General features: G+C 47.3%; 17 protein-coding genes and 1 pseudogene. 2 read left to right on the top strand and 16 right to left on the bottom strand.

Annotated elements, in window-relative coordinates; translation table 11 throughout:
* Positions 1-61 precede the first annotated feature (61 nt).
* Complete coding sequence (locus tag SALPA_RS02360; RefSeq protein ID WP_145089303.1) at positions 62-1,150, bottom strand: hypothetical protein; 1,089 nt, start codon at positions 1,148-1,150, stop codon at positions 62-64.
* A gap of 122 nt (positions 1,151-1,272) precedes the next feature.
* Positions 1,273-1,704: a hypothetical protein gene (locus SALPA_RS02365; protein WP_145089306.1), complete on the bottom strand. Its 432-nt coding sequence runs from the start codon at positions 1,702-1,704 to the stop codon at positions 1,273-1,275.
* A gap of 508 nt (positions 1,705-2,212) precedes the next feature.
* Here SALPA_RS02365 and SALPA_RS30710 point away from each other — a divergent pair.
* Positions 2,213-2,335 carry a hypothetical protein gene (locus SALPA_RS30710; protein WP_255450728.1) on the top strand — a complete coding sequence of 41 codons (123 nt, stop codon included), beginning with the start codon at positions 2,213-2,215 and terminating at the stop codon, positions 2,333-2,335.
* Positions 2,336-2,349: 14 nt separating this feature from the next.
* On the opposite strand, the gene SALPA_RS02370 is transcribed toward SALPA_RS30710, so the two are convergent.
* The 14 genes and pseudogenes from SALPA_RS02370 to SALPA_RS02435 all read right to left on the bottom strand — a co-directional run bounded on the left by SALPA_RS02370 (position 2,350) and on the right by SALPA_RS02435 (position 14,556).
* Entirely contained in the window at positions 2,350-2,748 is a 399-nt protein-coding gene (locus tag SALPA_RS02370; RefSeq protein WP_145089309.1) for a hypothetical protein, read from the bottom strand.
* Positions 2,749-2,810: 62 nt separating this feature from the next.
* A complete protein-coding gene (locus SALPA_RS02375; protein WP_145089312.1) occupies positions 2,811-3,269 on the bottom strand; it encodes a DUF4309 domain-containing protein in 459 nt (152 codons plus the stop codon).
* Between the two features lie 6 nt (positions 3,270-3,275).
* Positions 3,276-4,523 (bottom strand): DUF3137 domain-containing protein, encoded by a 1,248-nt coding sequence (locus SALPA_RS02380; protein ID WP_145089315.1) that lies wholly within the window; start codon positions 4,521-4,523, stop codon positions 3,276-3,278.
* A 44-nt stretch (positions 4,524-4,567) separates the two neighbouring features.
* The gene (locus SALPA_RS02385; protein WP_222427836.1) at positions 4,568-5,305 is read right to left on the bottom strand and encodes a hypothetical protein; all 738 of its coding nucleotides are present in this window, start codon (positions 5,303-5,305) and stop codon (positions 4,568-4,570) included.
* Between the two features lie 124 nt (positions 5,306-5,429).
* Positions 5,430-6,080 (bottom strand): hypothetical protein, encoded by a 651-nt coding sequence (locus SALPA_RS02390; protein ID WP_145089318.1) that lies wholly within the window; start codon positions 6,078-6,080, stop codon positions 5,430-5,432.
* A gap of 154 nt (positions 6,081-6,234) precedes the next feature.
* The gene (locus SALPA_RS02395) at positions 6,235-6,420 is read right to left on the bottom strand and encodes a hypothetical protein (RefSeq protein ID WP_145089321.1); all 186 of its coding nucleotides are present in this window, start codon (positions 6,418-6,420) and stop codon (positions 6,235-6,237) included.
* 184 nt (positions 6,421-6,604) lie between these two features.
* Positions 6,605-6,766: a hypothetical protein gene (locus SALPA_RS02400; protein ID WP_186450871.1), complete on the bottom strand. Its 162-nt coding sequence runs from the start codon at positions 6,764-6,766 to the stop codon at positions 6,605-6,607.
* Between the two features lie 109 nt (positions 6,767-6,875).
* Entirely contained in the window at positions 6,876-9,311 is a 2,436-nt protein-coding gene (locus SALPA_RS02405; protein WP_145089327.1) for an ATP-binding protein, read from the bottom strand.
* Between the two features lie 91 nt (positions 9,312-9,402).
* Positions 9,403-9,615: a hypothetical protein gene (locus SALPA_RS02410; protein ID WP_145089330.1), complete on the bottom strand. Its 213-nt coding sequence runs from the start codon at positions 9,613-9,615 to the stop codon at positions 9,403-9,405.
* A gap of 166 nt (positions 9,616-9,781) precedes the next feature.
* Positions 9,782-10,366, bottom strand: coding sequence for a helix-turn-helix domain-containing protein (locus tag SALPA_RS02415; RefSeq protein WP_145089333.1), 585 nt, complete (start codon positions 10,364-10,366; stop codon positions 9,782-9,784).
* A 649-nt stretch (positions 10,367-11,015) separates the two neighbouring features.
* On the bottom strand, positions 11,016-11,255 hold the full coding sequence (locus SALPA_RS02420) for a TIGR03905 family TSCPD domain-containing protein (RefSeq protein ID WP_145089336.1): 240 nt from the start codon (positions 11,253-11,255) through the stop codon (positions 11,016-11,018).
* Positions 11,256-11,714: 459 nt separating this feature from the next.
* Positions 11,715-12,221, bottom strand: a pseudogene (locus SALPA_RS02425) (methyl-accepting chemotaxis protein); the annotation flags it as partial.
* 810 nt (positions 12,222-13,031) lie between these two features.
* Positions 13,032-13,670, bottom strand: a complete 639-nt coding sequence (locus SALPA_RS02430; RefSeq protein ID WP_145089339.1) for an MBL fold metallo-hydrolase — start codon at positions 13,668-13,670, stop codon at positions 13,032-13,034.
* 109 nt (positions 13,671-13,779) lie between these two features.
* Positions 13,780-14,556: a sulfite exporter TauE/SafE family protein gene (locus tag SALPA_RS02435; protein WP_145089342.1), complete on the bottom strand. Its 777-nt coding sequence runs from the start codon at positions 14,554-14,556 to the stop codon at positions 13,780-13,782.
* Positions 14,557-14,734: 178 nt separating this feature from the next.
* Here SALPA_RS02435 and SALPA_RS02440 point away from each other — a divergent pair, with 178 nt between their 5' ends.
* On the top strand, positions 14,735-15,619 hold the full coding sequence (locus SALPA_RS02440; RefSeq protein ID WP_145089345.1) for a LysR family transcriptional regulator: 885 nt from the start codon (positions 14,735-14,737) through the stop codon (positions 15,617-15,619).
* The last annotated feature ends 1,188 nt before the right edge of the window (positions 15,620-16,807 follow it).

The following is a 16,807-nucleotide window of genomic DNA, read 5'->3' on the forward strand; positions in this document are numbered from 1 at the left end:
TGTGTATTACACCTCGTTTTGTATAGTAGTTGGTTAGTGGCTGGTTGGATAGGAGAGGCCGTCAACCTACCGCGCCATTAAGATCAACAAGCAGTGTATCAAGAGTTCTATAGAGGATGATCAGACCGTCGTGGATGCCGGGCAGTTGGGCGTTCATCACCCGGAAATTCCCGCCGTTGATATTAGCATAGTAGAAGACACCGGCGGCAATCTCTACACCGTCAACCGTTCCGGTGAATGGCCGGCGGTAGAAGCTATAGCCGCCTAGGGTCGCCGTGTCGGTCGCGTAAGACCACTCAATCCGATTGCCAGCCAGCGGCACTTCGCTGAGTGCCTGTTTTTCAAGCTTAGCCCGAACCTTTCTATCGTCCAGATTATTTCTCGCCTCGCCCAACCTGTCAATAAACGCCATCCACTTTCTGGCCTTGAGCTTCACGCCCCAGGCTGTCTCTTCGGCGGTGACACCTTCTGGCAGCCACAAAGAAAATCCATGCACTGACTGATAATGTGTGGCATTAGGAAATGGTGGCGCTACGGCATCAGGAGCTTCACTTGTTTCTTGCGTGACGGCCTGTTCACGCGTAAGCTGCCGGTTGCCCTGTGCATCTACGCTATAGTGCCTGGCGATGACCTTATCCTTCGCCGGGTCATAAGCCTGTTCCATAATGGTCAGCAGCCTGAGCCTGCTGTTTTCAAATACATAGGTCTCCGCTGTGCTGTCAGTGGCGCTGCTGCGGTTATGAGAAAAAATCGTTTTGCTGTCCGCGTCAAATCTTGGTGATGACAGCTCGCTTAATTCCTTGTGCAAGACAAAATTTTGCTTTGCTTGATCCCATAGCCAGCACGTATAGTACACATTGGCCATGCCGCGGGAGACCATCATTTTCAAATCAGCATAGCCGTCAAAATTCATGTCCTCCACGATCAGCCGGTCGCTGTCAGCAAGCGGTATATAGTTGGGGTCATAGGGGATTTCGAGCAGCAATTTGCGGGATGGACCGGCGGTATACACGTTGATCCTATCTGACTCGATTGTCCAGAACACATTAGGTGCGTCTTTGCCGACGGTAAGCGGGGTATGCTCTGTACCGAGTCTGCTGCGTTCCTCACAGGCCAGCGCTAACGGCTGACCGGCAAAAACGACTGTCATCACCAGCGCCAGCAGGATTTTACTTAACTTTTTCATGATCTCACCCTTTCCTTACTTCATATCTTTGCATCGCGGGGACGGTTCTTCTTCTGATGCATTCCGGGCGGAGCAGAGCCCCGCCCCTACTCTTGACGCTGGAGTAGTGCTTCTTGTGGGAAGTAATGTTCACCTTCTTGGAAAGTGTCGTCAATCTGCCAGCGTGCTGTTCCGTCTCTAAATATTATCCACGCATCTCCGCTGGCATCACTATAACTACTTTGCCATTTAACTAGATAATACTCGCTTCCCTCTCGTGCATTTTTTTGCCGTACGCCTTTAAGAGAAATTTCACCCTCCGATGAATCGATCCTGGCCCCTTGTCTGGCTGCAGCCGAGTGACTACCGTAGAGCGTATCCCCTTCCAGCCAGATTTTGATTGAAAATGATCTGCCTGCCTGTTCATTCTCGTAAATCCATGTACCCTCTATCGATTGGGCTAAACCTACAAAAGCATTGGCCAGCATGAGAACCAAAGCCAGCATGCAGATAAGGATTTTCTGTTTTTTCATTTTCATTTTCATTTTCTCCTTTAGTGCGCACGTTAGCGCTTCATATATATTTCTTAGAAATCATCGCTCCTGCGATGCGATGTAAGACAACCGACTAACCTCACGCGAAAGCCTCTGGGGGACAATAGCATGTCGGTAAAGTCAGGATTAGACAGCATCTGCTTTCAAGTAGCCTGGCGAGTCAGGCCATATATGGTAAAGCCTGTGGGCTGAATCCGGGTCTGTGGCTGTGGAACGCTGCCGGTGTACTTACCGGTATCAATGGGTATCTTCAATATGAAGAGGATTGGAGATAAGCAGGCCTACTGACGCACCTGCGGTAAGCAGGGTAACGACCAACCGGATACCTAATGGATACACTATAGGGAGTTGTCAAACGTGACCTGCCTAAGTGCCGTTCTCGACATATGGCAGAGAGCCCTAAGAGTAGCCCAACGGCCTTCTGTAATGGAAGGCACATGGTGAAGGGGGGCAGTATTCCAAGTTCCATTTTTTTTGAAAGGAGTTGCTTTGAATGGAGCAATCAAAACTCACGAAAAGACTGGACGGTTATCGCCGTAAAACGATAACTCATTTGGAATATGGAGAGCCGTGTGCGATGAAAGTCGCTTGCCCGGTTCGGGAAGGGGCGGGTTAGGTTTGTTAATCCACCTATTTCATATTTGTACTGATTTGTATTTCTCTGGCAACAACGATGCATTCTTCCCCGCTATCGAGATAATGCTGATAGAGGTGATAGCCCATCTGCTGCTGCAGGTGAAGAAACTCCGGCAATACGTGTTCCCGGGTGAAAAAGAGCCGCGCGATATCCTGCGCCGCGCAAAGCTCCGGCAGCAGGGACAGCGGCAGTTCTTCTGCCAAGACAATTCTTTTGCCAGTATGGGCGGCTCTGAATTGCCCGGCATATACACCCTTGTACAGGATGGTCTGATATTCCCGGTTGTCGTAGGAAGCCTGCAGCGTAAGTAAGCCTTCGGCCTCATCTGGGTCAATCTGCCGGAGCACTACATTGCCGTATAAAAAGCGTCCGCCATACGACTTGCGTTCCATTGCCGAAACTCTCCTTCCAGTGCTGCATCCGTCTTGCAGGCAGATGGATGCAAGACTATTTTCTAGTTATACCCCTTATTATCAAGCACAAAATTCAGTTCCTTGATAACTAAGTCATTTTCATAGACATATACCTGTGAACCATTGGAGTAACGTTTGGAGTCTGGTTTTCCATATGCTTCCATTAGACTCTTCTCGGTCATTCCTACTGTAACACCCGCACTTGTGGCAAGATGCGTTGCCTGTGATTCGATGAACCAAATGGAACCACTGGATTTCAGAAAGGTAACTTGATAGATACCATGATAGTCATACAAGCAAAAATTTCCGTTATTCCATGTAAAATCTTTCTTAGTTGTCGGTTCACCATATTTATCTACAACATCTTGAATTAGACTGCCCAGCGAAATTCCATCAATCATCAAGTCATCATCAGATAATCTAGCAAAGCATGTACTGCCTAATACCAAACTCATTACTATAACGGCTATGGCAATAATATAAATTTTCCCTTGTACCATTTTTCATCATCCTCCCGTATCAAAGTGATATTGTGGTGACGACGATTTTTTCAAGTACAATGTTTCAACAAGGTCAAGTATAACCTGAATTTCTCTGGTTACGCGCTGGCGCTGCTCGGAGAGCGTTGTATCGCCGCCGGAGGCTTCAAACGCATCGCCACCGCTCAGTGCCAAATAGAGTTTTTTATTTTTAAAAGAGATATCCAGCGGACAGCCCAGCCTGCCTGCCGCCAGCACGATACCTTCCAGCACTGGCGGAGTCAGGATGCGCAAGGCCACTGTCGGACTGGGAGCATGGATGGAAAACTGGCGGTTGAAGGCGTCCAGCTCAGTTTGGATGGCCTCGCTGCTTTTGGGCCTGCCGCCGCGCCGGTCATATACCTTGACCGGTTCATTGGAAATAGTGTTATAGTCAAAAACCATGAGCCGCCCGCGAAACACGCTGACATATACTGTCCGTGTCTGCAATTCATCGTCACTATCGCGGTACGTCTCCTCCCGCTCTTCCTGTAGATGGATGTCTGACTGGATGAAGTGATGTCCGTGATAGTCTGCCGCCAGATAATCATTGCCGTTATATATGTCATATTGGGGAAACAGCGCCGCCGTTTGGATTATGCTTTCGTCCAGTTTGTTCGCCGGTTGAAAATCCACATTGTCCAAAACCGACTGCAGCCCCTTGGCCACAACCTGCTCTTTGAAAGCGTTCTTGTAACGCAGATTGACAGGCACTTTCGCCAGCCAAAAACCGATGAGGATAATGGCCGCCACAACCCAATAGCCGTAGAAGCCCGCCTCACCCAAGGCATCGTACAAGTCCTCCGCGAGGAAAAATCCCAGAATAACCAGGGCAACCGCCGTAACCAGTAAAAGCGCGTCTAACACCTGCGATTTCAGCCGCAGCTTTTCCAGCGCGATGAGCTCAACCGAGCCGGTGGCATAGGTTTCTTTAAGGCTTTGCCGCTGCTTCTGTACGCTCTGCGTCCCGCCGATGAGGGTGCCAATCAATGCGGCAGCTCCCAGCAGGATCGCCAGTATCGGCCCGAATAGTAAGATAAAAATACCGAGTAGAATGATGACGCCGATGATACCGTGGATGATACCGCCGTCCATAATCATGTCCAGCGCCGGAGAACCGAAGTTCTCTAAAAAGGCGGCAGCAATAAGCAGGGCGACAGCGGCAAAAGACATACGCAGCCACTTAACCCACGAGTACGGACTGTCAAAGCCTAATGCTTTTTTGATTCGGTTCATAATGGTTCCTCCCCGATGCGGGCGGATAGTATCCGCCCGTTGCCTTACACCGGCAGCACGGTTATCAGAAGCCCGCCCACTACCAGGCTCAACAGATTAGCAACCCAAACAAATGTTACGCGGCGCAGGCGGCTGTGCTCTTTGATAAATAACAGCGCACCCGCCGTTTCCGCTAGGAACACGCCGCATTCCATCAGGATGAGGCTGAGCATCAAATAATTCGCCAGCGGCAACCCATCGTTAAGGGATATGTTCAGCATGCCTTGAGTCAGGATATTCATCGCCAGGAAAACCAGCCAGCTTCTTTTTTGACGGAAGCCGAACAGGAAGAATGCCAGGCTTTCAATGGCTAGTGTAAATACTACCCGCATACCTACCAGCAGGATGGAGCGGGAGAGCAGCTTGCCGGCGGCTATGGTTTGCGCGGCAAAATCCAGCGTAATAACCCGGTCGTAGCCACGCAGGTACTCGCTGGTTACCTTTTGCTCATATTCACTGCCGCTGCCGGAAACCTTCAGCGTATATTCGCCTTTGGTGCCGATATTCTGGTCGTAAAACACATAATAGGTTTCCCACGCAGTCCGGCTTTTCGACCCCGCCACTACACCCTTCTCGGTCACAAGGGAAACGGTTGCGTCGTCCGGCGCGTTCTGCATGATAATTACCAGCGCGGGCGGCTGCGCTGAATTCGCATAGCCGACAGCCGGCATCAAGCATATAACTGCCAGCAGCATCAGGGGAACGATTCGTTTGCCGCACCAATTCAAAACTGTTTTCAGCAATTGAACGCACCTCCAATGCTATAGCTTAGCAAATACTGCACACCATAAATGGAGCCATTAGGGGCGGTATACAGACCTAAACCGACATGGGTATACTGACATACATACTTTTTTTCATGATGCATCACACATCCTCGTCTTGGTTCCTCATTGCCTCTTCCGGCGAAACTTCTTGCTCCCGCACCAGCCGCAATTTGCCTTGTTCATGGGGGTGGTACTCTCGTTCGATCAGCTTCTTGCCGTCCTTGCTGGCGGTGCGCTCGATCCTTTGGATCGGCGACAGCTTGCCGTTTTTCCAGGTGTAAGTCGCTTCTTCACTGTCGGAGGCGCTGATATGGGTATAGGAACGCACAGTCTTGCTCTCCGGATTGAATACCAGCGAGGCAAGCTGACTTAATGCCTCATGCAAAACGAATTTCCGGCTGGTCGTATCCCACAGCCAGCAGTCGTCATACCGGTTGGCACGGCCCACGGAGGCGGCGATTTTCAAATCCATATAGCCGTCAAAGTTCATGTCCTCGAATTGAACCAGCGCATTAGAGGCATAATTGGCGTAACCGGGGGTACTATAGGGGATTTCCTGCAAAAGGGCGTGCCGTTCATCTTGGCTGTAAATAGCGATCTTGCCCTCGCGGACGACAATTTCTACGGATGGCGCGTCTTTACCGATTGCTGTTGACAAAGCCTTGCCGTCTTCACAAGCATGGCTCAGCGGTATGTTTAGGGTCAATGAGCATAGCAGTACGGCAGTTAGCGTTCGGATGAATTTTCGCATAATAAGCAACTCCTTTTTGCATGTTTAGAGACTGTTCAAAAAGGTTCAGATGCTAGGCGGACGAGTTCGGGCACCGGAGGCGTACGTTTTGTGTACGTCGAGGATGCCCGAACGAAGGCCAACAACGCAGATGGGCCTTTTTCAACAGGCTCTTTTAATCTCTAATTACGAGCAGTAGAGTCATGGCCAAATACAAGCTCATCAGCAGGGCCAGCAGCAGGCTGCCTATGATGAGGAACCGGCGCGGCCAGGGTAACAGCCACCTCTGCCCTACAGTGATAAGAGCCACAACGGCCATCACGCCCGCGCAGAATAGCAGAGCCGCTAGATAAGCTGGCACAGCATTCCCTCCTTGCGCTTTTCTTAACTATATACCGCAGGAGATAAATAAAAATAGACCTGAAAAGTTACCTTTTTGTCAGGATATAAGAAAAACTGCCTGTATAGTAGGCAGTTTAACCGGCGCGCCGAGGGCGTCGCCCTACGAAAATTTGTGCAAAATCACATTCGTGCGTTTGTCGTGGCTAATAAAAGCACCCTTTTACCGCACTGCGTTTATCAATGTCCAGGCGGTCGAACAGGCGGGACACTACTTTTGAACGCAGCATGAGCAGCATTTCGAAGCCGTCCATACTCGGCATGTCAATATCAAGCAATATCAAATCCGGCGAGCCACCCTTCTCCAAAAAGCGGGCAGCCAGCGCCCCTCATTTGGCAAGACTTACCTCATACTCTTTCCGGAGCAGTTCTTCAATGACGGTAAGTAAACCGATATCGTCATCTACCACGAAAATTTTACCTTTCGTTGTCACAGGCTTCCTCCCCTTTCTGCTCTATCCGGCGGAACGTCTGCAAAAGCCCCTCCGCCTCTTCAAAATTAAGCTGGTCGACAGCCATCTCGATCTGCTCCAGGAGCAACCGGCGTTCAGCATCCCCTTCCAGCGCGAGCAACTGCGTCAGCGCCTCTCTACTGGCTGCGCGCTGATAATTGGCGATAGCGGCGGCTGCGTGCGCCAGCAGTTCTGCTTTGCCCGGGACAGGCGCTGCCGGCGGCTCTTCGGCAGCGACAGACGCGTTTGCCAAAAATCGGCTCAGTCCCTGGCAAACCAGGTTCAGTTCATGGATGAGCAGCGGCAGGGCAGGTTCGAGATAGGCCGTTTGCCCGGCGGCGCATTTCTCTTCCAGCCGCCGGGCAAGAGCGGCAAGTTCTCCGGCGCCAACCAGCCCGGCCTGGCTTTTCAGGGAATGGACGGTGCGGGCAAAGGACTGGTGATCCCCCTCCGCGGCAAGGTTACGCAGCAACTGAGGAATAGCTGCCGTATGGGTGAGAAAAATACCAGCAATGGCTTGATACTGGGCTAGATTGCCGCCGACAAAGGAGAGTCCGTCAGTCAGCGAAATGTCATAGGGCAACAGGCATTGTGCCTGCTGCTGTACCATCTCGTCCGTACGGCTCCCATCTACATCGGCATGTACCAGTGTTACCAGTTCCGCCGGTAAATAGGGCAGCAGCGTCTGCTCCAGACAGCTGCCGCTGACAGGCTTGGTGAGATAGTCGGCAAAGCCTGCTGCCAGCAGCTTTTGCCGTGTGCCGGGTGTAGCATCGGCAGTCAGGGCAATGACTGGCGTATGGCAGTTCATTTGCCGCAGTCTGCTTACCGTCTCAATACCATCCATGTGCGGCATCATATAGTCCAGCAAAATAGCATGGTACTGATTTTGACGCGCCTTGTCCAGACACTCCTGACCGCCCGACACGGTGTCAAGCTGCAGCAGCGTCCGGGCTAGCAGGGCCTTCAGCACACTCAAATTGCCCTCATTGTCGTCCACCGCCAGAATGCGTCCTTGCGGCGCAACAAAGCTCTGCGCACAGGGGTGCGGTTCTATATCCCCCTGTGCGCTATCGTCAGCATAGCGCTGGGGAATTTCTACCGTAAAGGTACTGCCCTGACCGTATTCGCTGGCAACCGCCAGCCGTCCGCCCATCCGCTCAGTCAGTTCCCTGACAATGGCCAGGCCGAGGCCGGTGCCTTCGATTTTGCTGTTGCAGGCCTCTTCACTGCGGACAAAGGCGTCAAAGATGGTAGGCAGCAACTCCGGCGAAATGCCTTGGCCGGTATCGGCCACCGCGATGGTAAGCAGTGTGCCGCTTTTGTCCGGCAGTTCCCTGCCGGTCAGACTCAGCCTTACCGAACCGGCAGCCGTATATTTCACCGCATTGCTGATAAGATTGGCGGCAATCTGCCGCAGGTGCAGACTATCGCCCCACAGCGCGGACGGCAGTCCGGTGGCCTCGGCGGCAAAGGACAGACCTTTTTTTTCGCTCTGCTCCCGGCCCAGTTGCACCAGATTTTGTACTAATGTCTCGGTAAGGTAGGCTTCCTCCACAAGCTCGAGCTTGCCGCATTCGATTTTGGCAACATCCAAAATGTCATTAATCAGAGCCAGCAGCATCCGCCCCGCATCCTGAGCCCTGGCGGCATAGCCGGCAAGCTCCGCCGGGGGGCGCGACCTTACGATCATTTCGTTCATGCCCAGCATAATGTTGAGAGGGGTGCGGATTTCATGGCTCATACTGGCGAGAAACAGACTTTTGGCCTGGTTGGCCCGGATGGCTTCCTCACGGGCCTGCTCAAGCTGACGCTGCTGGATGTTGTACAGCCGAAAGCTTAAGTGCATAGTGATGCCTAAAATGACGCTGACAGTCACAAAGCCGAAAACAATGTCGGCAATAACCTCTTCTTCGGTTTCAAACCAAACGATATGGGACGGCACAGCATAGGCATACAGACAAAGCAGGCCGTAAAAGATAATCTCCAAAGCGGCGACAATAAACATTTTCCGGCCTTCCAGCATAAACACGGTAAACAAAATGCTGAAAATAAAGAAGGACGGCATGCCGCTGCGGTGGCCGCCGCCAGCCACAAACAGCAAGGCAAAGCCTGCGAAAAAGATAACGATAATGGTAATCAGGTAACAGCGCTGATACTGGCCGCTGGTATTGGAATAGTAAAGCAGCCCGCCGGCAAGGCAGGCACTGCCAAAATTGATAACCACCATGGGGAAGTCGCCGACAATTGCCGACGAAAACACCACATTAAGCAGGCTAATAACAATACCCGACATGGCGAGCAGATTGAACAGCCGCACCCGGAAATCCAGTTCGGGCCGGAAAAACGTGCGGAGCATGAAGGGCAGCGTGAGTTTCATTAGTGTATCTTTGATGTACAAAAAAATCACCCCTCATTTATATTTTACCATAATTGAGGAGTGATTTCCCTTTTGTTTACAGTCTGAGGTGGTCAAATGGACCACCTCCCCTTTAAGCACACAAATCTCTGACCAAATATTCTTCCTTAGCTGCATCCCAGCCGTCAACGGCAAGAATCTGCTCCACTCTCCGTTGCAGTCCGCTGTAGCGCAGATACACAATAATGTCAATGGCTTCCCCGATCATGTACTGGTGTGCCCTTGCCTCGGCCCGCGCTACCAACTCTTCCATACGGGGTAGTTGTCTGCCGCGCGCTGTTGGCATGGGTCAGAAACAGCAGAAACAGCAGCAGAAACAGGGTCTACCGTAGAAATGCAGGGGGTGATAATGTCTGTGCAGCCTTTTCGCAATATAATAGCTTTGTGTTGCTGTTTGCCCCGGCGGGGCTTCCGTTAAATACTATAAATTTCATTTCATTTAATTCTCCTTTTTAAACTAACTGATAGAATAAACCGTGTTCTGTGCAATACCAAATCAGCATTCCATGTCCTCTTTTGGGGATACGCACATTTAAATTCCACTCGGGATACTGCTTGATTAAATGGATACGATCGCCCGTGGCAAAAGCCACAAAAGAAATGTAATGCGTCTTTGTCATAGGGTGATCACTCGTAATATACCAATCGTCTTCTATGACTTGGACAGACAGTTTTTCACTTTCTTCCGCTTTTTTCATTGCCTGAACCGTTAACTTTTTGCCGCAGCATGAAACCTCTGCTTCGCCGGTGCAAAGTGAAATGTTATTGCATATTGAGCAGACATAATATCTGGTGTTTTTCATATTGCCTCCTACAAAATCATTCGGAGTCATATCGCCGACTAGCAATTTTTTTGTATCAACTCCGAGAATATCTGAAAGCTCTGGAATAAGCGAAATATCCGGACACCCCAACCCACGCTCCCACTTGGAAACGGTTTTGTCACTAATATTCATTTTGTCCGCAAGCTGTTTTTGCGTCATATTGCATTCCTGTCGCAAGGTGCGGATTATATTTCCGACTTTAGTGTTTTGCATTGTTCTGCACCTCCATGTAATAAATTGTACAAAGACTTCTTCTGCTATACAATAAACTCTCCGTAGAGTTGTCTGTTTTAAAGTAAAAAATGCCAAGCATCGATAAAAATACTATATATAGAAAAGCCGAGAAAGCGCAAGGAGGTATTAATACCTCCTTGCGCTTTCTCGGCTAAATGATTTGCTCATAAGCTTTTAATAGATCCATGCTAATTTTCTTTCCGTAACCCCTCGAAATGCCATATACTTTTTCGCGAAACTCGCTTATCTTCACGTATTACGCGACCCCAGGGGGCTAGATAGCTTTCATAAAATATGTTCCCATATACTACAAAAGCACACTACCCTTGAGGCATTTAAATGACAGAAACCCGCGAAGCCTTTAAAATCAAGCCTTAAGCTTCTCTATCAACGCTACGCACTCAACATGCATCGTATTAACATAACAAGTTAAAAGAAAACACCTCTCGGCTAACACATGGTCTGGTGATCAAAAAATCATTATTTTTTCTTTCACCATGACGCACTCAACGTGTGTTTTGATAGAAACGTGATACTAATACGCGAATTTGGAGATTCGCGTAAAGGTTCGGTACCCCCTATTCTTGAAGAGATTACAAATTCTTATCGCCTTTTTGTACGCAAAACATCAGTTCTTTAGGTTTTCCAACGCCCGAGCAAGTTGATCGGTACAAGACGTCTTGTTACGACAAGTATTTCCCTTGAACGTCTTAATAACTTCTTCCACTGACATCCCTTCAATTAATTTGCTAATAGCATTTAAGTTTCCCTTACAACCTCCTATAAACTTCACATTGTAAATCTTTCCATTTTTTACGTCAAACCGGATCTCCTTGGCGCATACTCCCTTAGTTATATATCTTGCCATAGCCTCACTCCTCTAAGAGCCTAAGATAGTCAGCTCATATTACCATACCGCTATCCAAATTTGAATGAACGTGTTTGAAGGACTTCTTGAGACATCGCCAGACGGCTATATTTCCCTACTCCACTACCCTTATGCTAATAATTGTAGTGCGCAACTTATATTCAAAGCTTCCAAAATGAAATCGTAAGCCATCACATGTTAATAAAACTACTCCAGATTCCTCCGTAACCCTTTGGGTTATTCTATATATCATATTCTTATATTAAAAATCAGCTCTTCTTTTATTAAACTTTTGACGAATAATGGTTTCTGGCATCTAGTCGACAAAAAAGACCTCACAAAATCAAGGGTTCTGTGCAAAAAATAAAGCTCTTTTTCACTCAACCATCATCCCATTGCAAACGACATCCTTAGCAATTCCTGAAGCATATTTTCTTCTCCCGCAATATCAAGTAGAATTTATATTTTAAAATGTCTGACTGTGGCAAGCATTTCTTCGGCCAGATTAGTAAGCGCCTGACTTGCACTTGCGACTTCTTCCATGGAAGCAAGTTGTTCCTCCGTAGCTGCCGAAACGCTCTGCGCTTCGCCCGCCGCATTCTTACTAAGATCGTCAATTTTCCTGACCGAACTTACAATCTGCTGGCTGCCAGTTGCCGTCTCACTGATAGCTACTGAGATTTCTTTAATCTGGCTCGAAACCTGAGTCACTAAATCTGCGATTTCCCTAAACGCCACACCTGCATCATTGACAGCTTCAGTTCCTTTCTTAACCTCTCTAGTCCCATCGGTCATAGCTACAACAGCTTTTTCAGTGTCCACCTGAATTTCCGCAATCAGTACCTCAATCTTCTTTGCTGCGTCCCGGGACTGTTCCGCCAACTTTCGCACTTCTTCAGCCACCACTGCGAAACCTCTGCCCTGCTCACCCGCTCGGGCAGCCTCGATTGCGGCATCGAGTGCTAGAGGGACGAGGGGACAGGTTGTTTATCCCAGTAATCTTGTTCGGCGCAGTAGCGCGGGGTAAGGTTCTTCGAGGTTCCCGGGTTCAGGCTTGCTTGACACAGGTGAACAGATGAAAGCCTACTTTCATATACCCGTTCCAGGGAATCATTTAGTGGGACACCGTACCTGTCCCCTCGTCCCGTTCATCTTCTCTTAGCAAGTTCTTCAAAATATGCCGCCTATGCCCGACCATCCGCAACCAAACGTCCCCAGATTCGATTATCCCACACGATTCTTTTCAGGACGGTTATACAAAGACATCTCTCCGGCGAGATATAACGGATTTCTATGGAATGGGCACTCCCAAAAACTGCCGTGCTAGCTTTAGCACATGGCCCTCTCCTCTAAATATACCGCATTCTCTGAGCAAATCTCCCGGAAGCAGTAACAACCATAGTCAATATGAATCTTGCCATTTTAAAAATATATCTGCCAACTGTTGTGATGGAGTGACCCATGTGGCAGAGATAGCTCTCGCTTTGAGTATCGTAGGACGTGTTCTCACGCCTGCCAATGTCGCTTCGAGCCTTCTGCTGAAATCATTTTGCCAATATCCATAGGCAAAAGAAATAGTTGATATATATCCCCGTTTTTACTATATAATCTGATTGTAAATTTTCAGTTGTCATAACCTGATTTTACAACAAAAACGGCTTCCGGCTATTTCTGGTTACCGTTTTTTTGTTTTTAGGAGCTGTCTTAATGCGACAGCCCCTTTATAAATTCCTTCACATTTTTATGCAAATATAGCACTACAAAACGAGTAAATTTTTACTCATATTCAAAAACCATTACACTTGACACTGACCCCAGACTTTCCTTGTCAAACTCGACTTCCTGTTTGCCTACGTGCTGACCGCCCCCCATTTTCTCGAGGAAATCTTCTACCCCTGCAAGGGGGAAATTAAGAACCTCTGTTTGAAAGTGCATAGGAATAATCAACGAAGGATTCAGCAACTTTGTGACTTCTACCGCCTGCTCAGGTCCGATGGTAGCAAATCCGCCTACCGGGAGCAGCAAAGTGTCAACATGGCCTATCTCTTTCATCTGCTCAGGAGTTAACATGTGCCCTAAATCCCCGCAATGACAAATATGTATCCCATCCACAATAAACTTGTAAATCGTGTTTTTCCCGCGTTGCGCACCATTCCGCTCGTCATGGAAAGTGGCAACACCTACCATTTCAATCCCTTTATGGGAAAAAGTGCCGGTCTTATTTACGTGAAGAAAGTCTCCCTGCACCGCTTGGGTATAATTATGGTCATGATGGTCATGGCTTGTAGTAACAATATCCGCCGCCACTTCCGGCACCTTATAGCCTACGGTCCCGTCAAAGGGGTCCGTCAAGACACTTACACCATTATCGGCGGTAATTAAAAAACAAGAATGTCCAAACCATTTAATCTTCATTTTTATCTCCTTTCCTATACGCTCGCTGTTTAGCCAGCGCAGTGCCTTCCAATTGCCATTCGCGTATTAGGGATCGGCCTCCAGACCATGATATACAGACTTAAGGCAATTATCTAAAAACTACTATAGCTCCCATCACAAGCGTCATCACTATAAGAATTGGAGGCAATATTTTTTCCAATTTATCTTTACTGAACCTTTTAAGAATAATTGGTGCCAAAAACGCTCCTGACATTGTCCCCAAAACTAAGAGCCCGACAAGCATCCAGTTCACATTTCCAAGGCCAAGATGCATTACAAAGCCGGCGATAGATATGCCAACCAGAACAAATACGGAAGTTCCAACAGTTTCAAGTGCACCGCATCCTAAAACCGTAAGGCCCGCAACGATTGGGGTGGTACCGCTCACACCGACCAACCCGGACATAACTCCTCCAAGAAATCCATATATTACGGCTTTGATCGTATCAGACGCATTGCGTTCGTAATTTGTTATTTGCTCATCTTTTAATTTATCTTTATTTTTTTTATGATATGCCATGATCATTTGAACGCCTAAAATCAAGAGCAATATACCAGTAAGTTTAGTGTAAAGACTTTGTGGTAAGAGATCGGAGCATAAGGAACCAACAATAGCCCCTATGACAGCTCCGCCCATCATTATCAGCCCGAAGTGAAGATTTACATTGCCCGCTTTCCAGTGACTAAACGTTCCTATCGTGGTCGTAGGTATAATAGTGGCAAGCGAAGTGGCTGCGGCAATCGCAGGTGGAACATTGAAAAAAGCAGTAAGTATTCCCACATAAATACCACCGCCGCCGCCGCCCAAAGAGATTATTAACAGCCCTATCAAGAATCCGACCAATGGTAAAGCAATCATTTCCATTCCCCTAATTCCTCCATTAAAAACATCACAGCCTACACATACTGCAAAACAAACCTTGACTTCATATTCTTTCGCAACTAATATTATAACAAAGAAATAATTAGATTAAAAACACGTATTTCAACTAACTTATATTCGATTTTCAACTACATTTTTTTTTACGAAAGGGTCGATTACGATGGACATTCGCCAACTCAAGTACTTTCTGGCCGTTGCGGAAGAAGGACTAGTTACTAAGGCGGCCGACCGACTACACATCACCCAGTCTCCCCTTAGTCAACAGATGATTTTATTAGAACAAGAATTAGGCGTACAACTTTTGCAAAGAACTAAAAAGCACATTGGCTTGACAGAAGCGGGTTACGTATTGAAACGCAAAGCAGAACAAGTCCTGGACTTAATTCAGTCGGCCATGAATGAAGTACGGGAAACTGCAAACGGAATACGGGGAAAATTAACTATCGGAATAATCAATTCATCAGGAAGGTTATTGTTACCAGAAGTTATACGAATGTTTCTCCAAACTTACCCTTTGGTTTCTTTTGACCTACGACAAGGAGATACCCAACGCATATTGGAACTGCTAAATTCTCATCTCATTGATATTGGCTTTGTCCGTCTTCCGGTTGATTCGTCTCTTTATGATTATGTTGCCGTCCCCACCGAAGGCATGGTTATGGCAGCGCATTCTCAAGTCATTACTATAGAGGATGAGGAACTACCCCTTATTAATCTAAAAGATCAGCCCTTATTAATACATCGACGATATGAAACAATTATTTTTGACTACTTCCACCAAAACGGCTTTGAACCTAATATTCTTTGCACTAGTGACGAAATAGTTCCCCTTCTAACTTGGTCTCTATGTGGACTTGGTGTCGCCATTGTTCCTGAATTTGCCATCAATCTTTTATCAAATTCCTCTCTAATAGTAAAAAAAATAACAAAACCTGTTGTTACAACATCCAGCGCACTAATCTGGCGCAAAAAGGAAGTATTGCCGATAACTGCAACTCATTTTATTAACATGTTCCGAGAAAAAGATCTTCCTTCTTGCTCTTAACCATCATATGATATAGCTCATACCGCTCGATGCACTCCGCTCGAATCTCCTCCAATAAAAGCACCGTCAAAACCGATATAGCGCCATAGTATCGACTATTGTTTATGCAACGCGGTACCGCACGGCGGTGGTTTTCCGTAGTCTATCAGCGATACTCACAAACCAAAAGAAAACCCGACAAATCTTTGATCCGCCGGATTTTTTTCTATACCGCCTAATGGAGTTAAAAGAACTTACACATTGCTAAACCATTACTGAGCCATACTGAAAAGGTCAACGTACATAGAAAGTTCATATAAGTAAACGATAAGCATAAATCTTGGTGTTTTCTCCTTTAATCACTACTGGGTATTCTTCTTGTGTGCGTATCCAGAGGACATCGAATAAAACTGGTAATCCACGCCATTGACAAATAGAAAAAGCCCTGAATTTGCCTCTCCCATGAAGGAAAGCAATTCAGGGCCTACGTTCTTGCTTTAATCCTATCATTATCTGCAATTGGAATCAAAAGAATGTCCCTTTGCTTCTTTCACTGGATTACTTTTGATCAATTTATACCCTGTCGGAGTATAAATCTACAATAGCAACCAAACTGTCCCCTTGTCTTCCGTTGTCCCCGTGAGTCACAATTTCCATAATCGGCAACACAACTCAGCAAAATTCCGCTGTCAAACGGAACCGTCCCTATTGACACCTCGGGAAGCATAGGGGGAAGCATAGGGTCAGGGCTTGCGTTATTGCATTGTTTACTCTAATTTCAACAATAATGTCCAAGCTTTCTTTGTTTTGAGCATCCCAGTGTATCTGCTACGGAGTTACTGATAGTTTTTCCGCCATCTCATTCTTGGCATTTTTTTCATCTATCTCACAATCTCTTTACATCTAAGATGATAAATCATTGTACTATGCAGTAACGCAAGCCTGACCCCGCTTCTATGACCCCGCTTCTGCTCCTAACGCTCTTATGTCAAAAACAATATCTCTTTCCCATGTTTTTCCTTAAATAATATGTTTCTACATATAATGCTTGACTCCTCTTAAGAGAAAACGAGGTCTAAACCTTTATTCATCAAGGTTTAGACCTATTATTTGTTGTTTAAATGTTCCAACTAAAATGCGAATCATCAGAACCGTCCCTCTGCTTCCCTTTCTTTTCGATATTAAATAACTTATTTCCTTTCCCTTGTT

The sequence above is a fragment of the Sporomusa sp. KB1 genome (assembly GCF_007830295.1).
In the GTDB taxonomy this organism is placed as follows: Bacteria; Bacillota; Negativicutes; order Sporomusales; family Sporomusaceae; genus Sporomusa.

Bases quoted from the DNA above. Each gene is read 5' to 3' on its own strand.
- SALPA_RS02360 (WP_145089303.1), bottom strand. From the start codon at position 1,150: ATGACAGTCGTTTTTGCCGGTCAGCCGTTAGCGCTGGCCTGTGAGGAA.
- SALPA_RS02365 (WP_145089306.1), bottom strand. From the start codon at position 1,704: ATGAAAATGAAAAAACAGAAAATCCTTATCTGCATGCTGGCTTTGGTT.
- SALPA_RS30710 (WP_255450728.1), top strand. From the start codon at position 2,213: ATGGAGCAATCAAAACTCACGAAAAGACTGGACGGTTATCGCCGTAAA.
- SALPA_RS02370 (WP_145089309.1), bottom strand. From the start codon at position 2,748: ATGGAACGCAAGTCGTATGGCGGACGCTTTTTATACGGCAATGTAGTG.
- SALPA_RS02375 (WP_145089312.1), bottom strand. From the start codon at position 3,269: ATGGTACAAGGGAAAATTTATATTATTGCCATAGCCGTTATAGTAATG.
- SALPA_RS02380 (WP_145089315.1), bottom strand. From the start codon at position 4,523: ATGAACCGAATCAAAAAAGCATTAGGCTTTGACAGTCCGTACTCGTGG.
- SALPA_RS02390 (WP_145089318.1), bottom strand. From the start codon at position 6,080: ATGCGAAAATTCATCCGAACGCTAACTGCCGTACTGCTATGCTCATTG.
- SALPA_RS02410 (WP_145089330.1), bottom strand. From the start codon at position 9,615: ATGCCAACAGCGCGCGGCAGACAACTACCCCGTATGGAAGAGTTGGTA.
- SALPA_RS02415 (WP_145089333.1), bottom strand. From the start codon at position 10,366: ATGCAAAACACTAAAGTCGGAAATATAATCCGCACCTTGCGACAGGAA.
- SALPA_RS02420 (WP_145089336.1), bottom strand. From the start codon at position 11,255: ATGGCAAGATATATAACTAAGGGAGTATGCGCCAAGGAGATCCGGTTT.
- SALPA_RS02430 (WP_145089339.1), bottom strand. From the start codon at position 13,670: ATGAAGATTAAATGGTTTGGACATTCTTGTTTTTTAATTACCGCCGAT.
- SALPA_RS02435 (WP_145089342.1), bottom strand. From the start codon at position 14,556: ATGGAAATGATTGCTTTACCATTGGTCGGATTCTTGATAGGGCTGTTA.
- SALPA_RS02440 (WP_145089345.1), top strand. From the start codon at position 14,735: ATGGACATTCGCCAACTCAAGTACTTTCTGGCCGTTGCGGAAGAAGGA.